Raw genomic sequence first — 20,921 nt, 5'->3', positions numbered from 1 at the left:
CCCTTCAGAGTTAAACCTGTTCTCATTATATCCACCCTAACCCCAAAACAACGAGAACAGCCAAGAATCCACCAAGTATAGCACCTGATATAAGCGACGTAGGTCGAACATTCTTCAAGCTAGCTATACAAATCAAGATAATGATAGCAATGAAAAATGCCATTATGATAATCCTATAGTCATTTAAGGATAATGTTAATACCATTGCTGCCGCAATTACGAGTGAAGCAGCTGGATTAAAACGCAGATTGGAATGGTTAGACATGCAGAGTGCATTCAGACTAATTCCAATTAAGAAAGTGAGCACGATAGTCAAAGCAATTATTGTATAATTGCTCAGGATAGCTGAACTAGAAATACTTAATGCAGATGGCCTGATCCCATAAAATAACCAATTCATAACAGGCTCATAAAATACAGCACCGCCAATAATAACCGCAAATCCAGCACATACAAGCACTGCTCCAGCAGCAGCTTCCTTAGCAATCTTTGCAAGCGGGTGAATTTCCTCTGTGACAAGATCAACTGTTTTCTCCACCGCAGTGTTCATTAATTCAGCAGCAAGTACAAGTGACATCGGAAACAGCAACAAGAGAAATTCATAAAGAGAGATCCTGAATACTAATGCGAATAACGTCACTAGAGCAGCAATGCAAACATGTATTCGCATGTTTCGTTCAGTTGCTACGGTATGAACAATTCCCTCATACGCGCAGTCAAAGCTCTCTGGCCACGTATTTCGCTTTTTCACCGCACAAGACCTGCCTTACTCAGAATTTCTTCTTGCTTCGAGAACATAACTTTCTCAGCAGCTTCATTCTCGTGATCATAACCAATCAAATGCAGAAATCCATGGACGAATAAAAATCCAAGCTCACGCTCAATGGAATGACCATACTCTTCAGCTTGAGCAATTGCTGTCTCTACTGAAATAATAATGTCTCCAAGTGGTTCAACTTCGTTATCATCCAGTTCGTCATTCTCAAGCTCATCATCTTCACTTACTTCATAGATGATTTCAAGCTCGTCTTCACCTGTTTCCTGTAATGCAAAGGAAAGAACATCCGTCGGTTTATCGAAGCCACGGTATTCCTTGTTTAATTCATGGATTCTTTGATCATCAACAAAGGTTAGTGACACTTCACCTTCCTCGAATTCTTCCTGCTCACCAGCTAGCTTCAATAGCAATTGTAATTTCTCGATAAAATCCGGTGTGATTTCATGTAAATTCTGTTCGTCAATCCATTCCAATGTTAATCTAGACATTGCCCTTTACCTCCGATTTCGTATCACTTGGATACTCGATTCGCGAATGAAAAATACCGAGTAGAGTTTCATTTAACGTCTTAGCGATCGTATCTAATTCTTTAAGTGTAAGATCACACTCATTAAATTGTCCATCATCAAGTCGTGATTTAATAATTTTGTGAACCATCGAATCAATTTGTTCCATAGTCGGGTTACGTAATGAACGTACCGCTGCTTCTACACTATCAGCAATACCAACAATCGCCGCTTCCTTTGATTGCGCCTTGGGACCCGGGTAACGAAATTCTTCCTCTGTTATTTCACTAGGGTCTCGTCCATCACTTTCGGCCAGCTTCTTCGCTTTGTGGTAGAAGAAACCTAATAATGTAGTTCCATGATGTTGTTCTGCGATATCTCGAATTAGCTTGGGTATCTTATGTTCCTTTAGCATTTCTACACCATCGCGCGGATGTGCAATAATGATAGATTTGCTAAGTTCAGGTTCAATTCGATCATGCGGATTCTCGATATTTGTCTGATTCTCGATAAAATAGCTTGGACGCTTAGTTTTGCCTATATCATGGTAATAGGAACCAACTCGGCATAGAAGACCATCTGCACCAATTGCCTCAGCTGCTGCTTCTGATAAATTACCAACCATAATGGAATGGTGATAAGTTCCCGGCGTTTCAGTTAACAATTTACGAAGTAAGCTATGATTCGGATTCGATAGTTCAACCATTTTAAGTGGTGATAAAATACCAAAGGCAACTTCAAAAAATGGCAGTAGTCCGATTACAAGCATGGAGGTCAGTATACCACCAGCCGCACCAAATGTAATAGACAATAAGGCATCTTTACTCGTAACATCACTAGCAAGCAGCTGAAGCGATCCAACTGCGAGAATACCAAAAAAAGATATGAGCACGCCTGCTTTAAGAATTGTTGAACGCTGGCTTGCTTTCTGTATCGTGAAAATCGAAGCAAAACATACAACAAGTGCCACAAAGCCATACCGGAAATCAAATGGTTGTATATGCTCCATATCAAAAATAATGGATGCAAACAGAGCAAATAACACCGATGTAATATAACCTAATTGGACATCAAGTAAGATGACGATCAACATCACTCCTACTCCTATCGGTGCTAGAAAGGCAATACTCGGACCTTGCACATTCTGAGCGATTGCAAATATTTTCATTATGAGTAAAGTAAGCGAGAAAATAACTAGTAGCATGATTAACTGAGAATTGTTGTAATGTATAGAGAGCTTATTACGCCTTGCTAGCATATATAACATCGTACAACAAAGCAGAACAATGACCATTAAACCAACATGTGAAGAATAGTTTGCTTTATCCTTCAGAAGGCGATTCTTCTCGAGCATATCATATTTATCCTGCGTGATGATCGTACCTGATTTAATGAGCTCTTCGCCTTTATTAATATAAATCGGCTTCACATTTTCTCTTGCCTTAGCCCTTGCTTCATTCGTCCCCTTCTCATCAAGAAACCTATTCGGTGTAATTACCGCTCGGCAAATCTCCTGTACAATCTCACGAGAAGTTGCTTTTGAGAGGACTGACATATTAACTTGCTCCGAGACTTTAGCTCGTACAGATTGAACATCAACTATTTGATCCATCATAAGTTTAGATACAATTTCACGTGTTACTGGCAGCATTTCGGCTACATCTTCGACAGTTAAGCGTGGAAATTTATATAGAACTTCTTCAGGAATCTTATAAGCCTGATCGCTTACCTTTTGTCTAATCTCAGCAATTAATTCCTCGCTGTATAAGTGCTTATCTGAGAAACCCTTAATCGTCTGATTCTGAACCTCGCTGATAACAGAAGTAATGACAGTCCGATACAAGTTGACTTTATCCTCATACTTCGTTTCTGCATCACTATTAATCGTATTTATTTTGGTATATACCGCATAAATCGCATCATCGGTTCGAAAGTTCACATTCTTATAATCATCCGGGACCTTCTTGGCTGCTTCTTCTTTAGCCAGTTCAGTCGCTTCATCATTCTCAATTTGTTTAGGTGCATAAATAGTCTTCTCAACAGGTAGTCCTAATTGAATATCATATTTCTGTGGAACCAGAGGACCAAGAAGAGAAATATAGAAAATAAGGCCCATAAGAACATAAAGTAATAATCGCATCCACAAGCTGCTTCTCCACCCGAAGAGACGTGTTTCCTGCTTGTCCACCTTATTCCATTCTCGCTGCATCGTGATCATTCCTTTACTCGATTTTGAAGCCTTATAAGTGAATGGCCCGAATTAAGACTGGTGATGTTTCTCTGCTTCGTGATTATAGGCAACTATAATTTTTTGTACGAGAGAGTGACGAACAACGTCCTCTTCAGTAAAATGGATAAATCCGATTTCTTCAATCCCTCGTAATATTCGATTGGCTTCCACTAAACCAGAAGATTTACCACGCGGCAAGTCAATTTGGGTAATATCGCCCGTAATGACCATTTTGGATCCAAAGCCAAGCCGGGTTAAGAACATTTTCATTTGTTCCGGTGTCGTGTTCTGCGCTTCATCCAAAATAATAAAGGAATCGTCAAGCGTACGACCACGCATATAGGCAAGAGGCGCAATTTCAATGATTCCCCGCTCTAGCATCTTAGCTACCTGATCGACGCCTAGAACATCATATAGTGCGTCGTAGAGAGGTCTTAAATAGGGATCTACCTTCTCCTGTAAATCTCCCGGAAGAAACCCTAAGCTCTCACCCGCTTCCACAGCTGGTCTAGTCAGCACAATTCGTTTCACTTTATTTGCCTTCAGGCTTGCCACAGCAAGTACGACTGCGAGATAGGTCTTACCTGTTCCGGCAGGACCAATTCCGAACACAACGTCATTTTTATTAATCAGTGTAACATATTGACGTTGACCAATTGTTTTAACCCGAATTGGTTTACCTTTATTCGTCGTCGTGATTTCACCTTTAAACAAGGAAAGCAGCTCATCGGTTCTCATCTGCTTGGATAACTCTAATGCATAGCTAATATCGCGTTCCGTGAGGGTGTAATTACCACGTATCAATTCAAGCAACACATCAAACAATTGCTTAAGTGAATCTGTTTCTTTAAGCGATCCTTTTATCGTAATTTCAGCATCTCTCGTAAAAATTTGTGCATCTGTTTGTTTCTCGATCATATGCAGAAATTTATCTTGAGCACCTAACAGTCCAAGCGCTTCTGCTGAGTTGTTTAATTTCACTTTTGCTACATGCCCATTATTGGTATCTGTCAACAATACTCATTCTCCTTGCATCACAATAGGTTGTTCTTGCATAATTAATTCTTCGACTCCAAAATGCACTTCAATATAAACTTTACCACTGTCTGTTTTCTCATGCAAAATTTTTTCCGAAACAATCCGTCCTTCTGGTCCTACTTGTGCCAAAAGCTTCACCCTTGCTTGCTCAATACCTATCTTACGAGCCTCTTCAGAGTCAATAGATTGCTCCACAACTTTACTATCCATTAGTTTCTCGCTAATCCATCCAAATGGCAGAACAAAGTCACGCCACTTCAGTGTGTTACGAGTCTGACTTGTCTCATATTCTGCAAACGGAATTTTACCATATCCCGACAATTGAACAGCTCTTGTACCTAAGACGAGATAACCCCTTGATTTTGTTTCACCTGTTAGCACTTTATAATATTTTTTTAGTGGAGTTTCAATAGTGGAAGTATACCATACCAGTCCTTTGACCTTACCCTCAGCGACGACAATCTGGCTATGACTTTCATCTCCAATTATTCCAGAGATCAGCACATCCCCTTTACGCACATAGGTATTTACTGTTACAAGGGGCTTACCTCTTTGTGCCATAATTTCTGTCACAAGCGCATTCTTGGAAGCTATGAAATTGCGAGGACTTACAGGAGGCTTGACATCTGGTTTACGCGCTTCTACAACTTGAATGTTAACATAGGTTCCTTTAATCTCCACACCAATCCATGCTGTATCAGGTAATGCTGCTTGTAATTTACGAGCCAGTTCATTTGGATCATCCAACTTCATTTTCCATTGCAAACGATAAATACCTTGTTTGTTAGCCGCTTCAAGTATTTGAGCTGTTGTTATTTTATCATTACCCGTTATATTGATTTGCCAAATTAGCGACGAAAGCAAATATAAAGAAACCGCAAATGCTGCGACTCCCCCAAGAAACACTTTACGTCTACTCAATTTATCCAGTACAAAAGGAAAACCCTTACGATCGATAACCCGCATCACACAGCCTGTCCTACGTAAAAGCTGACGCATACGAAAAAAGTCGCGAAGGGTAACTTTGAACTCTCCGCTCTCCTCATCCTTAAATCGTATATCCCAAATTGTCATAGAATTTGCCAGAGCACTATTGAGAAAGGAATGAATCGACAGTTGACCAGGTTGTCCAATCTTCGCCACGCGCCCTCTAGTAATCGTCACACAAACATATCCACGCACCCACATAAACAGTGGAGATTGCATAATATTACCCTCCCTATGACTATATAAATGAATCAATTTCATAACTCATTGAAACCATTAAATTGATTTCAATGTCACAAGAATAAATGTTTCAATTCCCTATTAGGAACAACAGTAAATTCGCAATACATTTGGAACTTATTGAACGAAACTACTTCGGAAGTGAATACATGTACCGTATTAGCCTGGTATATATTCCACTCCCGTAATAATCCCCTCTATAAACACTTCTTCCGCCAAAATTGCACGAATCACTAAATTCTGACCGGTGACTTCAACCTGTCCTTTGGATAACTGCAGCTTGAGCTGCTCACTTGAGAAGTGAAGTACACCACGATGATTCTCAATATACAATTGGACGTTGCCGATCATCGTAATACGAGGCAAATCGTGAACGACGTCTTGCGGCAAATCAAGCATATTTGCTGCGATTTGATTTAATAGGCGAGGTAAGCGCATCGTTCTCCGGACCTCCTGCAGAGCATAGGCTTTTTACACCTTATGCGTGAGGACGGTCGTTTATGAAACGCTAACGAAATTAGTGCTTGCTTAATGGGTCTTGACGGAGGATTGACGGCTCGTTAACGGATGATTACCGGTCGATTGACGGCATTTCCTTTATTTCCGGTATCTCGAGGGCAGGGGAATTGAACTGGAAATAAAAAAGACGATCCTATTAGGCGTAAAACTCACTAATAGGACCGTCTTGATTGATCGCTTGCCATCGTAATGGCTAGCGTATTTGCTTCTTCTTGGCGCGAGGCGGGCCAAGAATCTCTGCCCACAGCACGCCTTGAACCAAGGCGTGCTTGCTCGGCCTCGGCCCGTTCCTCTGCAAGGAACGGGTAAGGTCTCCGGCGGAGATATCACTCTCCGCCGTCCTAACCTCCATCACACGACGCTCTGTGTGATGAGAGGTGTCCGCCAGCGGCCTTGTGGGCCGCGCTGGCGCTTCATCTATCCTACCGCCCATATGTGGGGCGGTAGGATGCTCGCTGCGAGCCACAGTCCGTGGCTCGCTGTCAAACAGCGGCGTTCCTGCTTCGCCGCTCCCGCCAAATGACGGCATCTTCGTGCCGCCGCCACTTGCTTTCTTAGTGCTCTTCGAGAACACAGAATATATAGCGCTAATCACAATTGCGACAATAAACCAATATTGCGATATAAAATCAAATAGCGCATCCATCGCAATTATTCTCCATCCGGTTTATCTGAATCCGATACCTTACTTAATGAATTACGCATCTGTGTATCCGCATCAATATTCTTGTAGTTCATATAATCCATAACGCCAAGCTTACCCTGACGAAGCGCTTCTGACATCGCCTGTGGCACTTGCGATTCAGCTTCAACAACCTTAGCGCGCATCTCAACTACCTTCGCTTTCATCTCTTGCTCCTGCGCTACTGCCATTGCACGACGCTCTTCTGCTTTTGCTTGAGCAATTCGCTTATCAGCCTCGGCTTGCTCAGTTTGCAAGTGAGCACCGATATTCTTACCCACATCGACGTCCGCAATATCAATCGATAAGATTTCAAATGCTGTACCAGCATCTAGACCTTTATCCAGCACAGTACGGGAAATTAAATCTGGATTTTCAAGAACATCCTTATGTGAGGCACTCGAACCGACTGTCGTAACAATACCTTCACCTACACGGGCAATAATGGTCTCTTCACCAGCACCACCAACGAGGCGATCAATATTCGTCCGAACAGTTACACGAGCAATTACCTTAACTTCAATTCCATCCTTAGCAACTGCGGATACAGTTGGTGTCTCGATAACACGCGGATTAACACTCATCTGAACCGCAAGTAGAACATCACGACCAGCAAGATCAATTGCCGCAGCCCGTTCAAACTCAAGCATAATATTGGCACGATGTGCGGCAATTAGTGCATTAACAACACGGTCTACGTTACCACCTGAAAGAAAGTGACTTTCAAGCTGATTAATAGTTAGACCTAGTCCCGCTTTAGTTGCTTTAATGAGCGGATTAACAATCCGGCTCGGAATAACTCGACGGATACGCATAGCGACAAGTGTTAGAATAGATACACGCACACCAGAAGCTACTGCTGAAATCCACAACATCACAGGTACAAAACTAAAGAAAATAATAACAGCTACTAGAACTAAACCAATAATAATAAGTTGAAAAATTTGGGGATCCACTGAAACGCCTCCTATAATCTAATTGATAACCCGGGTTACAACAACACGTACACCTTCAACTTGAATAACCTCAACTTCACTACCACTCGGAATAAACTCTCCCAAGGTTACGACATCCACACGTTCCTTATTGATCATAGCCGTGCCCGCTGGTCTTAGCGGAGTTAATGCAGCTCCTCTTTGACCAATTCGAAACTGTTGATCAGGAGAGCTAATGTAGCCTTCTTCAGTTGTCAGACGGTCTCGCAGGATAAATCGTCCCCAGGTTATATGGTGCCTGAAGAACTTTAGAACAATAACTAGTGTTACAATCGATAGCAGTATAGCAGCAACAATCGCAAAACGAATGTTTCCTGTTAGACCTGCAGCTTGTACAACACCTGCATAAATACAGACGCCGCCAGCGATTCCTAGCAGACCAAAGCTAATAATCACAAGCTCAAGCAGAACGAGCACTATTCCAATTACGAATAGGATGATATGACTATAATCTGCATATCCTGCCGCAAATTGACCGAAGAAGTACAATCCAAAACCGGCGATTCCAATAATGGCAAAGAGACCTTTTTTCAAGAAAAGTATTTCAAGTATAATGCCAATAGTCCCGATATACAGCAGTAATATACAGACAAGCGGCGAAGTTAAAACATCTATCCAAAAATCCATATGCCAGCTAATCCTCCCTCTGTCTCAACATAATAAGCTTTGCCTATTACTACGATTGTTACAACTATAGGTTTCACAATTTTACCACAAGACAAGAAGATACGATTCGACCACAAGTGAGATTAATTCTATGGGACACATAGAAAAGACCGAGAGGAGATAACCCCTCTCGGTCTCTTTTAAAATTGTTATGAAAGTAACTGTTGAACGAACTGATTAACAACCTTACCATCAGCAAGTCCTTTAACCTTAGGCATAAGAGCCCCCATCAATTTTCCCATATCCGCTTTCGAGGAAGCGCCCACTTCTTGGATCGTCTGCTGTACGATAGCTTTAACTTCTTCCTCAGTTAACTGCTGCGGCAAGTACTCCATGAGAATGGCAATCTCAGCTTGCAGATTTTCAGTTAGGTCATCACGACCGGCTTTACCGAATTCTTGGAGGGAATCTTTGCGTTGTTTGATCTCACGACTCAGAATTTCAAGCACTTCATTGTCATCTAAAGTTTTGCGCTGATCAATTTCGATGTTCTTGATCGCACTACGAACCATACGAATTACGGAGAGTTTAAACTTGTCCTGACTCTTCATCGCTTGTTTCATGTCCTCGTTCAATCTTTCGCTTAAGCTCATTTCCGCAGGAACCTCCTAGAACTTTCTTTTACGAGCAGCCTCAGATTTCTTTTTGCGCTTAACGCTAGGCTTCTCATAGTGTTTGCGTTTCTTAACCTCTGCTAATACGCCATCTTTAGCGATGGTACGCTTAAAACGACGAAGTGCAGCATCTATAGTTTCATTCTTACGAACGCGAGTTTCCGACACCAGTTTTCCCTCCCTCCGAACAGACCGTCCAAGACAAAGCGGTTCATCAAACTACATTATATGTGAAAATCAAAGGTTGTGTCAACCTCAGACACAATCCTTTTTTGAACTTCAAAAGATTTTTTTTTGGAAGCCCATCTATGTAAGTGATTTTGCTACTCCAAGTGGCGCAAGCTTTGCCCCACCGAGCAAATGATAATGGATATGGAATACCTCTTGGCCACCGTTTTTACCACAATTGTTAACAATTCGGTAACCTGTATCCGCAATATCAAGTTCTACTGCTACCTTGTAAGCGGCACGTTGAATTTCTCCCATCAAGTTCCAGTCATCATCTTCTACATCATTGAGTGAAGCAATGTGCTTTTTCGGAATAACTACTACGTGTACTGGAGCAGCCGGATTAATGTCATGAAAAGCGACTACATCATCGTTTTCAAATACTTTATTAGCTGGAATCGATCCTTTTGCTATTTTACAAAAAATACAATCCATATTCATCTCTTCCTTTCAACAGATTCATTTATTTCCATAGTAACGGATTTACGATTAAATCGCAAAATAGACTATAAGTCTAATTTAGGGTAGACGATTTCGTTTAGTTAGAATACACTGATAACAAGAGGAAACGGCTACGCGTCCTTAAAGACGGAGCGTTTCTTAAGGTGATACCTAGAATTTATTAACCGAGTGTTCTAAATTCTTTATCACTAGAGAAATATCTGAGAGGTGACTCAAATGAAAAGCTATATGCGTGCTGATACCCAAAAAAAACGGAAAATTGTTATTGAAACTGCTTTGCGAATGTTTATTGATAAAGGCTTTGAACAGGTATCAGTCGATGAAATCATTGCAGAGGCAGCTATTTCAAAAGGAACCTTCTATCACTATTTCAAATCAAAAGACGAAATATTATGGGAATTGACACGTAATCATCTGGATACGATTGAACAGTGGCAACAAGTGACACCTACAAAGGTCATGTCGCTTGAAGGTCATATTAATCGACTCTTTTTAGACTTAGCGTCTAATATAAGCAAACATCCTCGTTTGATGCAATCCATGATTGCCCTTTACTTACAAAATAAGACCGCTCAAAACATCCAAAACGAATTTATTCAGAAGCTACGAACTGCAATCAACTACTGGTTACCTGAGCCGCACAAAGCTGAACTGCTCACCATTACTTTCTTAGGCACAACACTCAAGTGGTGTGCAATGAAAGAGCAAGAGCAAGACCTAGCTGAATTGCTGCGAAGTAATCTAGCGTGGGTGTGGGCAGGTATACGAGTAGATGGTGTTGACCTAATGACAGATCTGGAAGTTACTTCTAAGGAGGAATACAAAATGAAAGTCGCCATTATTGGTGGAGGATTAGCTGGACTAACGGTTGGTGCTTATTTATCAGAAAATCCAAACGTGGAAGGTATTCTATTTGAACGAAGTCCACAGCTTGGAGGAAGAGCTTTTACTTATGAGAAATCAGGTTTCACCTTAAATTACGGTGCACATGCCCTATATGGTATGGATCGTCATATTCTCACTAGCATGGAGAAAGAACTTGGACTTTCTTTTTCGTCCAAATCTGTCGATAAACGCAAAGTAATGTATGCCAAGAAAGGTCAATTGACGCCTGCCCCACTTGATTTCGTTAATCTAGTTAAAACAAATCTATTAATCACCAAGGATAAAATGAGATTTGTTGGGGAAATCGCTGCGATTATGGCGAATATTCATAACTTACGTAATTATGCAACGCTCGGAGATTTCCTTGCTGAATCAGGTGCAAGTGAAGATGTGAAGGAATTATGGGAGCATCTTGTCTGCTCGAATTTCTTCATTACACCAGAAGAAGCCCGCAAGGTACCAGGAACTTCTATTGCTAAGTATTATCACAACTTATTCTTATCTAATAAGCCAGTCGGATATGTTCTCGGCAGCTGGGCTGTTATTACCAATCAACTGAAGAATAAAATGGAATCTTCCGGTCGTTTTGAAATAACACTGAGAGAAGCAGCGGAGTCAATTCGCTACGCAGATCGTAAATATATCATTACAACCAAAAACAGAGAAATGGCTTTTGATAAGGTGATCTTTGCCATGCCAGTTCAACAAGTCATCAAGCTGCTAAAAGGAACTGCATGGGAACCTTTCTTCACACCATATGAGAACAATACGCCTACTGAGGTTATGGTATATGATATTGGCCTTGATAAGGTTGTAGCCAGACCTTTCAGCTATATTTCCGATATGGGAAACAAAATGTTTATCACTGATGTATCAGCAACCGATCATACACTAGTTCCAAGCGGCGGTCAGTTATTGCAGGGTGTAGCTTATCTCAATGATGACTTTGATAATGAGGAAGATCGCAAAGCTTATCTTGATAATAAACAAACCCAAATGGAATTGTTATTCGATACCTATTATCCTGGCTGGCAAGAAGCAGTAGCTGTAAAACGTGTATCCAAGCGCGCTATGGTAGCTTCTGTGAAAAATATCAACTCTAACAATCTATTGCCGACCAAGGTAGAGAATGTGCCTTTCTTGTTCTGCGGTGATGGCTGTGAAGGTAAAGGGGAGCTTGCAGAGCGTTCCTTCTCCTCTGCTCGTTTAGCTGCCCAATTGATTATCAACGAAGTTCAGGGAACAAGCTTATAAAGTTTATTACGGTACTGTTACTTTCTTGTAAATCTTCTATATAGTTTATGCTATAAACTATTTATAGATTAGAGATTTATTATAGAAAGGACATTAGCAATGCAATACCAACATAAGAATCAGGCACAAAGACGACGACGTAAGCTATTTATGCGATCTGTACTTGGAGTTATAGGAATTGGAATCCTTACAGGACTCATATGGATAACCTTCCCTCTCTCTACTTCAATTAAAGCTGAAAGTCAAACAGATTATTCAGCACAATCGTTTGCAAGTTTTGATACCGTCAATCTGACAAAGCAGATTCCCGAGGAATTTAACGGCAAGGTACGTAAAATTGCTTATTTGACCTTTGATGATGGTCCAAGTAAATACACAGACGAGTTACTGGATTTGCTGCAAAAACACAACATTCAAGCAACCTTCTTCATGCTGGGACCAAATATGCTTAAATATAAGGATGAAGTTACAAGAATGGATCAAGAAGGACATTATACAGGCTTGCACAGTATGTCACATGATCACAAAACCTTATATCGCAGTGGCGGACCAACTAATTTTATCCGTGAATTTACTGAAGCGCAGGAAATTGTACACAGTATCACTGGACAAAAACCGACTCTTATACGTGCGCCGTATGGAAGTGCTCCACAAATTGGCGATTCATTCCGAGAGGCGATTGCAAATGCAGGTTTTAAAATGTGGGATTGGACGATCGATTCGAACGATTGGAAATATCCTAAGCAGCCGGACGCAATTGTAAAGGGAATTAAATCATCGGTTCATAGAAACATCGAGGTTATCTTATTTCATGAGAAACAGCAAACAATCGATGCACTGCCTGAAATTATCTCCTACTTAAAGGAGCAAGGCTATGAATTTGAAGCGTACCAGCCACAAGCCCATATTGTCATGAATTTTCATCATGATAATCGATTATAGGAGAAGCATGATATGAAATTAACTAAAATAAGCCTCGTACTGTTATTATCACTATTCTTGCTTACAGGCTGCGGTGACAAATCGAAGGACAAAGCAATCGCAATCCTGAATGATTATATGACGATTGAGCAGCAATTCGATGCCATTCTGAAAAATATCGTTGAACTGGAAAACAAGGATCAACAAATGTATCAAGAAATCCTGAATCAAGGAAAGAAAAATAGCAAGCAAGCAGAATCATCCATCGCAATCGCCCTGGATACAGTTGAAGAACGAAAAGCTGCAATCGAGCAAAGTAAAATAGTCCTGCAATCTGCCGATCAGGAATTTAATAGTTTGGAGCAAGTAATCAAGAAAATCAAAAATGTTTCTGATAAGAAGCATGGACAAAAACTACTAGATCTTTTTAACGCTCGAAATAAGATTTTTGATGATTTATACAGTCAATATATGACAGGTTTAAATTTAGACAAAGAGTTATTTCAGATGCTAGGTGACGATAAGTCACATCTCAAGGAAATCAATCAACAAATTGCAAAGCGCAATCTTGCTTTTGATGAAGTTAGCAAGTCAATGACAGAGTTCAATCGCGTATCCGAGCTATTTCAACAAGAAATTATGTCTTTCCTTAATACAATTGGAATACCAGATCCAGCAAGTAGTCAGTAAGGATCGAGACAAGTAGAAACGGTTTCACCGTCCTCATAGACGGATGCGTTTCTTAGGGTGATACATAGAAATTATGACACGAAGGTTATAATTTCTATATCACTAAAAAAAGTATTAAAACATAAAAAATGGCGGTACAGGGTGGTTAATCCTGTACCGCCATTCTTCAACTATCTATTTTTCTTAGGTAAGTAAACGATCACTTCTGTGCCTTGACCAAGTTCACTTCGGATTTCGATATGACCACCATGGAGCTCAACAAATTCATTGCAGATTGACAAGCCTAATCCACTGCCTGAGTAACGACTTGAGCCTTTATAGAACTTATCCTTCACATATTTCAAGTCATGAAGCGGAATGCCTTCACCAGAATCATTCACATGGATTTCATACATTGGCTCTGCATTAACTGTCGATAATTCGATTGATCCATGCGCTGGAGTAAATTTAATCGCATTATCTACGAGATTGATCATAATTTGTTTTAATCGATTATATTCTCCATCAATGATTAGGGATTCCTTGCAAAGCTTTACAATTAGAGATAAATTTTTGTGCGCACATGCCGCCATATACTGACTGCTAATATCTTTTACGATTACATTCAAATCGACTTCCTCAGGCACAATCTTGATTGCCCCAGACTGAAGCTTGGAGAAGTCAAGTAAATCCTCTACAAGTCCGATTAACCGATCCGTCTCCTTGGAGATGATCCGAAGCCCCATTCGCAATTCTTCCTCATTCTGGTATCCATCTAAATCTAGTGTCTCATTCCAGCCTTTAATTGAGGTTAATGGTGTTCGTAATTCATGCGAAATAGATGAAATAAAATCATTTTTTAACTGTTCGTTCCGTTGTATTTCACTGCTCATATAGTTAAGCGAATCGGCAAGATCACCTATCTCATCCGGATGCCGCTTAATAGCTTTCATATTATAATTYCCTCGAGCAAATGCCTTTGCAACAACGGTAAGTTCTCGAATAGGCTTTACTATGGTACCCGCCATCAGGAGAGATGCAGCAATGGATAAAATGATCACTCCTAGTCCGATAGCAAGCATTAAATAGAAGAACTTCAGGAGAGTTTGATCAATCAGCTCGAGTGAGGTCGTATAGCGCAGAACGCCAACTACTTTCCCATCTTCTGTGAGTGGATTCGATAAAGCAAGAATTTTCTCGCCTGTTTCGTTGTTTGTCCCGATCCAAGTTCCTTGTTCTCCCTTATAAGCAGCTTTAACATCAGGAGTATCTACTTTAGCATCTGAATGAATGCCGTAAGACTCCATTACAACTGTGCCATCAAGATCTATAATTTCAGTTCGCGTATTTTTATCAACTGGACTATTTTCAATAATAAACCTCGATTTATTGGCTAAAGAATCTGTTTGCAGATTTTTATTATAGAACGTAATCGAATAATTTGACTGTAATGTTAACGCTCTATTTGCGCTATCATAATAATACTGCCATACAGTGCCCATGGATAAAACACCCAGCACGACTACAACTGATAAAATGATGATGATAAAATACCAAATCAATCTGCTCTTAATACTTCTCAATGTGGATCCTTCTTCCAGATATAGCCGCAGCCCCACACCGTACCAATATATTGAGGATTAGAAGGATCGTCCTCAATCTTTTGACGAATCCGTCTTATGTTCACATCCACTATTTTAAAATCGCCTACAAAATGACGTCCCCATACTTGGTCTAAAATATCATCTCGAGATATCGTTTTATTAGGCGACTCCATAAATAGCTTCATAATATGAAACTCCGTAGGGGTCAGTAAAATATCTTGTGAATTCTTTAATAATTTATGCTCATCAAGAGAAAGCATAAAGGGTCCAGAATGAATTTCTTCAGTTGTTATCAGTTGTTCTCGTGAAGCTAAGCTTAAGCGTCGGCTTAAGGAATTTATTCTAGCGACTAATTCCGTTGGCGAGAATGGCTTGGTTACATAGTCATCTGCACCAAGCTCCAAGCCTTTGACTTTATCCATGTCCTGCCCCTTAGCAGTAAGCATAATAATGCCAATATGAACATGATTTTGTCTCAACCATTTACAAATATCAAAACCAGTAAGCGAAGTTGGGAGCATAACATCAAGTAAAGCGATCTGAACATCCTGATGCTCCTGTACAAGCTGAATCGCTTCTTCACCTGTGCTCGCTTCGATTACCTGATAGCCGATTCGCTTTAAATTTATTTTGACAAATCCGCGAATGGATTCTTCATCTTCTAATAAAAGCACTTTAGGTTCCAAACTGGTACCGCCTTTCTTTCCTTACCTTTCAATTAACTTGATATTATTTTGTAAATATTCAAGGTCAATCTTCATTTGTTCATACTGCTTGCGCTCTTTCTCTGACATCTTATTATCCAAATAATCTGGAATAATTCCAACATAATAACGATCATATTTTGTTCCAAGATCGATATACTTTAGCTTGGACTCATTCAACTTCTTCTTGACTTCATCTTTATTGGATTTATTATAATAGCGAATAGAGGCCAATTCAGCAAGCTTCTTTCCTTTCTGGTTCACATAATAGAAGCTCGTTTCACCAGTTTCACTATTTTTGTCTATCTGAAGAGATGATTTCCAGGAATCAGGAATGTGAAGTCCATAGCCCGCATCATAATCATCGTAGGTGTAATATACAGGCAGCAGTCCAACATCTCCGTTCCATCTATTCCAAACGGTACGATAAGCCATATCTGCATAACTTGCATCAGGCGTTACTTCTTCTAATAGTGGAATTTCAATAATGCCATCCGCATTAATATCCATCGAAAAAGCAGCGTAAGGTGTAAAGGTGATTAGATCTTCCTCAGGGTTTGAGGTATTAAATACATCCTTTAACTTGCCATCTTTCATAATGAGCAGGATCGAATAGGCTGAATGTGCTCCTACTCCTACCTCAATAAAAACACCATTTTGCGTGCTTGATGCTTTGCCCACTTTTACATCACTAAAATCATTTATTGAGCCATCAAGCGGCAATTTATCTACTAAAAGAAGTGATTTTCCGTCATAATGATATACACTAGCATCAGCAGTCATTTCATATCGATTATTACGCAAAATAATAATTTCATCCTGCAGATCCTCATTCAGATTGCCAACTTCAATCTTTTCGTAAGGCAGCGTCTCGATTTGACTATAGATTTGATTTTCTAGTTTATATAAATGCATGGTTTTGTTCATATCATTTGTCTCGACGATTCCCAGCATCATTTCCAACTGTCCATCTTTATCCAGATCATCAAAACGTATGAAATCAATATCATTACCTTGAATTTCAATCTGATTTAGCTTGGTCCAACCATTATCCGTCTGCCCCAGTATTATTACACCGAAATTTTTCTCATATTTCTTCTCGACCTTATAGGTTGCATAAGCTTCCATAATCCCATCGCTATCCAAGTCAATTTCTTTTATCGCAACAGATGATTCGGAATTTAAGGGGATATAAACCTGACCTCCTTCCAGTAGCTGAGAGGTAACAGCATTATGTAGCTGATTTAAATCATTTGAAAGTACGGGTGCTCGCATTAATTCTGTAGGATTTTTTTGCATATCACAACCTGTCATCAACAAAATTAACACTACCACGCTCAGAAATCGTTTAAGCTGCATTGCTTACTCCTTCTTATAAAGTTCAGGGATGGTGACGAGCGTATAATTATGCTCGATTAAGTAATCTATTAATTCCGGTAAAAATTCGACCGTATTGTCTAGTTTACCACCTTTGCCGCCAAAACTGTGCATGAGAATTATTCCATTTGGTTTTAAATTTTTCTTAACATTAGCCATCATTTCTTTTTTGGAAGTCCCTGCCCAGTCACGTGTATCAATTGTCCATCCGATCTCTGTATTTCCTGTTTTGCTTATAATCGATTTCACTTGTTTATTCTTGGCCCCGTAAGGCGCTCTGAACCAAGCTGTATTCGTACCAACTGCTTCTTTAATGGCACGATCCGTCTTGGCGATTTGCTGCTTCATTTGATCATTGCTAAGTTTGGTGAAATTCTTGTGATCCCAGGAATGATTGGCAATCGCATGTCCCTCTTTATAAATTCTTTTCATCGTATCTGGATATAATTTCACTTGCTTGCCAACAACAAAAAAGGTTGCAGGTACCCCTTTTTCCTTGAGGATATCTAAAATCTTATTTGTATATTTCTTGTCCGGTCCATCATCAAATGTCAGCGCTACTTTCTTAATTGGAGCCTTAGAAGGCTCGACTTGCTTTGCTTCTACATTTGAACTAAATCCAACGAGCAATAGCAATCCTAATAATAATGAACAACTGAGTAGTACCGATTTCCTTTTCATCTGATCTCCCCCATATTTCCCCATATTTCCCCATCTACAATCCTAACGTTATCTGCTATCAAAAGATTTACGAAATGATTACATAGATGAATACACTATTACTGATTATACGTAAAAACCGTGCAGAATGTTGTCTGCACGGCTAATTTTTTATAAATAGTTTAGAATTTTCCGTAGTATGCGTTTTGATAAATTTCTACAAGCTCTTTTACTAACGGCATACGTGGATTTGCTGTTGTACATTGATCTTCAAAAGCACGGTCCGCCAAATATTCAACTTTCGCTTCAAATTCTTTGGCATCAATTCCTTCTTTTTGGAAGGTTTCAGAGATATTCAGCTTTTGACTCAATTCACGAATCGCTTTGATCAAGGAGTTAACCCCTTCTTCAGTTGTACGTGCAGGCAAACCAAGTACACGAGCGATTTCTGCATAACGCTCATCAGCTACGAAGTGATCGTACTTAGGGAAGGTAGCAAACTTCGTTGGTTTTTGAGCATTGTACTTAATTACATGTGGTAACAAAATAGCATTCGTGCGTCCATGTGGTGTATGGAACTCTCCACCCCATTTGTGAGCTAATGAGTGGTTAATACCTAGGAATGCGTTGGCAAATGCCATACCAGCGATTGTGGATGCATTATGCATTTTCTCACGAGCAACAGGATCTGCATCTTTATAAGATTTTTCTAAATGTTGGAACACAAGCTGGATAGCTTTGATTGCCAATCCATCTGTATAATCATTTGCCATAACCGAAACATAAGCTTCAATTGCATGTGTTAGAACGTCCATCCCCGTATCAGCAACCGCACCTTTTGGTAAGGAGTATACGAATTCCGGATCAATGATCGCTACGTCTGGTGTTAATTCGTAGTCAGCCAAAGGATATTTGGTATTACCTAATTTTTTATCTGTAATAACTGCAAAGGACGTAACCTCTGAACCTGTACCAGAAGTCGTTGGAACGGCAACGAACTTCGCCTTTTGACCCAAACGAGGGTATTTGTATACACGTTTACGGATATCCATGAATTTTTGCTTCAAGTCATTGAAATCTGTATCTGGGTATTCATAGAAGAGCCACATTGCTTTGGCAGCATCCATTGCAGAACCACCACCAAGTGCGATAATACAGTCTGGCTTAAACGAATTCATCATTACTGTTCCACGAGTTACTGTTTCAGTTGACGGATCCGGTTCAACATCAGAGAAAATTTCAATCGATACTGGTGTCTGACGTTTACGTAACCAATATTCCAATTTACCTACATAACCTAACTTCACCATCATAGGGTCAGTAACGATCATAACACGAGAGATATCAGGCATTTTGGCAAGATATTGCGATGAGCCCTTCTCAAAGTACAACTTAGATGGAACTTTAAACCACTGCATATTAACCGTACGATGTGCTACACGTTTAACGTTAATGAGATTCACCGCCGTAACATTAGATGCTGTTGAATTACCACCATAAGAACCGCAACCAAGTGTCAAGGAAGGCATGTTCGTATTATAGATATCACCAATTGCACCATGTGTTGATGGAGAGTTAACAATAATACGACCTGTTTGCAGTCGTGAACCGAATTCTGAGATCACTCCATCATTATTACTATGAATTACAGAAGAGTGACCCATTCCACCAAACCTGACAATTTCTACTGCTCGAGTAATACCTTCATCTGCGTTATTTACTTTGTAGCAAGCAAGAATTGGAGATAATTTTTCTGCAGACAATGGGAACTTAGGCCCTACTCCATCTATTTCTGCAACAAGAATTTTGGTGTCTTGCGGAACTTTAATTCCTGCCATTTCAGCGATCTTCGCTGCTGGTTGACCGACGATATCTGCATTTACGGCACAGGATTCTGGCTTGATAGCTAGTTTAGATAATTTAACCGTTTCTTCCTTGTTCGTAAAATAGCAGCCTTTGGCGATCATTAGTTTTTTAACTTCTTCATATATAGGTTTTTCAATAATAACAGATTGTTCAGATGCACAGATCATACCGTTATCGAATGTTTTGGAAAGAATTAAATCAGTTACGGCTTGCTCAATATTAGCCGATTTCTCGATGAAGCAAGGAACGTTACCAGGGCCTACACCAAGTGCAGGTTTACCAGTTGAATAAGCTGCCTTCACCATACCAGATCCACCAGTTGCAAGTACGAGCGCAACGTTCGGATGATTCATCAAGGCATTTGTAGCTTCAATGGAAGGAGCTTCAACCCACTGAATGCAGTTTTCAGGAGCTCCAGCTGCAATTGCAGCATCACGAACAACACGAGCTGCTTCTGATGAACTCTTCTGTGCAGATGGATGGAAAGCGAAAATGATTGGATTACGAGTTTTGATTGAGATTAAAGACTTGAACATTGTAGTTGATGTTGGATTGGTAACAGGCGTTACCCCTGCAACAATACCGACAGGTTCAGCGATTTTCTGACAGTTATCATAAGGATTGTCATCAATTACACCTACTGTTTTATCATACTTGATACTATGATATACATATTCAGTAGCAAAGATGTTCTTGATAATTTTATCTTCATAAACACCACGTTTAGTTTCTTCATGCGCTAGTTTAGCAAGTACCATATGCTGATCTAATCCCGCTATTGCCATCGCATGAACAATTTCATCGATCTGCTCCTGATTTAGAGCCATGAACTCACCAAGCGCTTTCTTTGCTTTCTGCACGAGTCCATTAATTTGCTCTTCTGCGGATACCACTTTAGTAGTCTCTTTCCCTGTAACTGTAGTCATTTTCTCTCTCCTCCAATTATAATTATTCGTCTAAAAAAAATAATACGTGAAATTTTTCACAAGTTTCTTTAAACGTAGGTTTCACTTTAGTTTCTAGTTAGATCATTGTA

Annotated in this window: 19 protein-coding genes; 3 read left to right on the top strand and 16 right to left on the bottom strand. The window is 40.0% G+C overall.

What is annotated here, in order from left to right; all coding sequences use genetic code 11:
* Positions 1-25: 25 nt before the first annotated feature.
* From AC1DOK_RS14910 to AC1DOK_RS14860, 11 genes are all read right to left on the bottom strand, one after another.
* Positions 26-751 (bottom strand): diacylglycerol kinase family protein, encoded by a 726-nt coding sequence (locus tag AC1DOK_RS14910; protein WP_477555080.1) that lies wholly within the window; start codon positions 749-751, stop codon positions 26-28.
* The gene (ybeY, locus tag AC1DOK_RS14905) at positions 748-1,266 is read right to left on the bottom strand and encodes an rRNA maturation RNase YbeY (RefSeq protein ID WP_477555079.1); all 519 of its coding nucleotides are present in this window, start codon (positions 1,264-1,266) and stop codon (positions 748-750) included. Before ybeY ends, AC1DOK_RS14910 begins: the two co-directional genes overlap by 4 nt.
* Positions 1,259-3,493, bottom strand: coding sequence for an HD family phosphohydrolase (locus AC1DOK_RS14900; RefSeq protein ID WP_477555078.1), 2,235 nt, complete (start codon positions 3,491-3,493; stop codon positions 1,259-1,261). Before AC1DOK_RS14900 ends, ybeY begins: the two co-directional genes overlap by 8 nt.
* A gap of 51 nt (positions 3,494-3,544) precedes the next feature.
* Positions 3,545-4,528, bottom strand: coding sequence for a PhoH family protein (locus AC1DOK_RS14895; RefSeq protein ID WP_477555124.1), 984 nt, complete (start codon positions 4,526-4,528; stop codon positions 3,545-3,547).
* A gap of 6 nt (positions 4,529-4,534) precedes the next feature.
* A complete protein-coding gene (gene yqfD, locus AC1DOK_RS14890; protein WP_477555077.1) occupies positions 4,535-5,758 on the bottom strand; it encodes a sporulation protein YqfD in 1,224 nt (407 codons plus the stop codon).
* Positions 5,759-5,938: 180 nt separating this feature from the next.
* Positions 5,939-6,217, bottom strand: a complete 279-nt coding sequence (yqfC, locus tag AC1DOK_RS14885; RefSeq protein WP_477555076.1) for a sporulation protein YqfC — start codon at positions 6,215-6,217, stop codon at positions 5,939-5,941.
* 732 nt (positions 6,218-6,949) lie between these two features.
* Positions 6,950-7,936, bottom strand: coding sequence for a flotillin-like protein FloA (gene floA / locus AC1DOK_RS14880; RefSeq protein WP_477555075.1), 987 nt, complete (start codon positions 7,934-7,936; stop codon positions 6,950-6,952).
* A gap of 18 nt (positions 7,937-7,954) precedes the next feature.
* Entirely contained in the window at positions 7,955-8,602 is a 648-nt protein-coding gene (locus tag AC1DOK_RS14875) for an NfeD family protein (RefSeq protein WP_477555074.1), read from the bottom strand.
* 188 nt (positions 8,603-8,790) lie between these two features.
* Positions 8,791-9,234, bottom strand: coding sequence for a GatB/YqeY domain-containing protein (locus AC1DOK_RS14870; protein WP_477555073.1), 444 nt, complete (start codon positions 9,232-9,234; stop codon positions 8,791-8,793).
* 15 nt (positions 9,235-9,249) lie between these two features.
* Positions 9,250-9,423, bottom strand: a complete 174-nt coding sequence (rpsU, locus tag AC1DOK_RS14865; RefSeq protein ID WP_132419269.1) for a 30S ribosomal protein S21 — start codon at positions 9,421-9,423, stop codon at positions 9,250-9,252.
* Between the two features lie 138 nt (positions 9,424-9,561).
* Entirely contained in the window at positions 9,562-9,918 is a 357-nt protein-coding gene (locus AC1DOK_RS14860; RefSeq protein ID WP_477555072.1) for a histidine triad nucleotide-binding protein, read from the bottom strand.
* Between the two features lie 243 nt (positions 9,919-10,161).
* Here AC1DOK_RS14860 and AC1DOK_RS14855 point away from each other — a divergent pair, with 243 nt between their 5' ends.
* The 3 genes from AC1DOK_RS14855 (at position 10,162) to AC1DOK_RS14845 (ending at position 13,695) form a co-directional block, all read left to right on the top strand.
* A complete protein-coding gene (locus AC1DOK_RS14855; RefSeq protein ID WP_477555071.1) occupies positions 10,162-12,084 on the top strand; it encodes an FAD-dependent oxidoreductase in 1,923 nt (640 codons plus the stop codon).
* Between the two features lie 99 nt (positions 12,085-12,183).
* A complete protein-coding gene (locus AC1DOK_RS14850; RefSeq protein WP_477555070.1) occupies positions 12,184-13,026 on the top strand; it encodes a polysaccharide deacetylase family protein in 843 nt (280 codons plus the stop codon).
* Between the two features lie 12 nt (positions 13,027-13,038).
* On the top strand, positions 13,039-13,695 hold the full coding sequence (locus tag AC1DOK_RS14845; protein WP_477555069.1) for a YkyA family protein: 657 nt from the start codon (positions 13,039-13,041) through the stop codon (positions 13,693-13,695).
* A 170-nt stretch (positions 13,696-13,865) separates the two neighbouring features.
* On the opposite strand, the gene AC1DOK_RS14840 is transcribed toward AC1DOK_RS14845, so the two are convergent.
* The 5 genes from AC1DOK_RS14840 to adhE form a co-directional block, all read right to left on the bottom strand.
* On the bottom strand, positions 13,866-15,257 hold the full coding sequence (locus tag AC1DOK_RS14840) for a sensor histidine kinase (protein WP_477555068.1): 1,392 nt from the start codon (positions 15,255-15,257) through the stop codon (positions 13,866-13,868).
* Positions 15,254-15,964 carry a response regulator transcription factor gene (locus AC1DOK_RS14835; protein WP_477555067.1) on the bottom strand — a complete coding sequence of 237 codons (711 nt, stop codon included), beginning with the start codon at positions 15,962-15,964 and terminating at the stop codon, positions 15,254-15,256. Before AC1DOK_RS14835 ends, AC1DOK_RS14840 begins: the two co-directional genes overlap by 4 nt.
* 21 nt (positions 15,965-15,985) lie before the next feature.
* A complete protein-coding gene (locus AC1DOK_RS14830; RefSeq protein ID WP_477555066.1) occupies positions 15,986-17,341 on the bottom strand; it encodes a hypothetical protein in 1,356 nt (451 codons plus the stop codon).
* Between the two features lie 3 nt (positions 17,342-17,344).
* Positions 17,345-18,040: a polysaccharide deacetylase family protein gene (locus AC1DOK_RS14825; protein WP_477555065.1), complete on the bottom strand. Its 696-nt coding sequence runs from the start codon at positions 18,038-18,040 to the stop codon at positions 17,345-17,347.
* A gap of 161 nt (positions 18,041-18,201) precedes the next feature.
* Entirely contained in the window at positions 18,202-20,811 is a 2,610-nt protein-coding gene (gene adhE, locus AC1DOK_RS14820) for a bifunctional acetaldehyde-CoA/alcohol dehydrogenase (RefSeq protein WP_477555064.1), read from the bottom strand.
* Positions 20,812-20,921 lie beyond the last annotated feature (110 nt).

The organism is Paenibacillus sp. P5_B5 (genome assembly GCF_056400365.1).
Note: the sequence above shows the minus strand (reverse complement) of the source record. Positions and strands in the feature narration are given on the sequence as shown.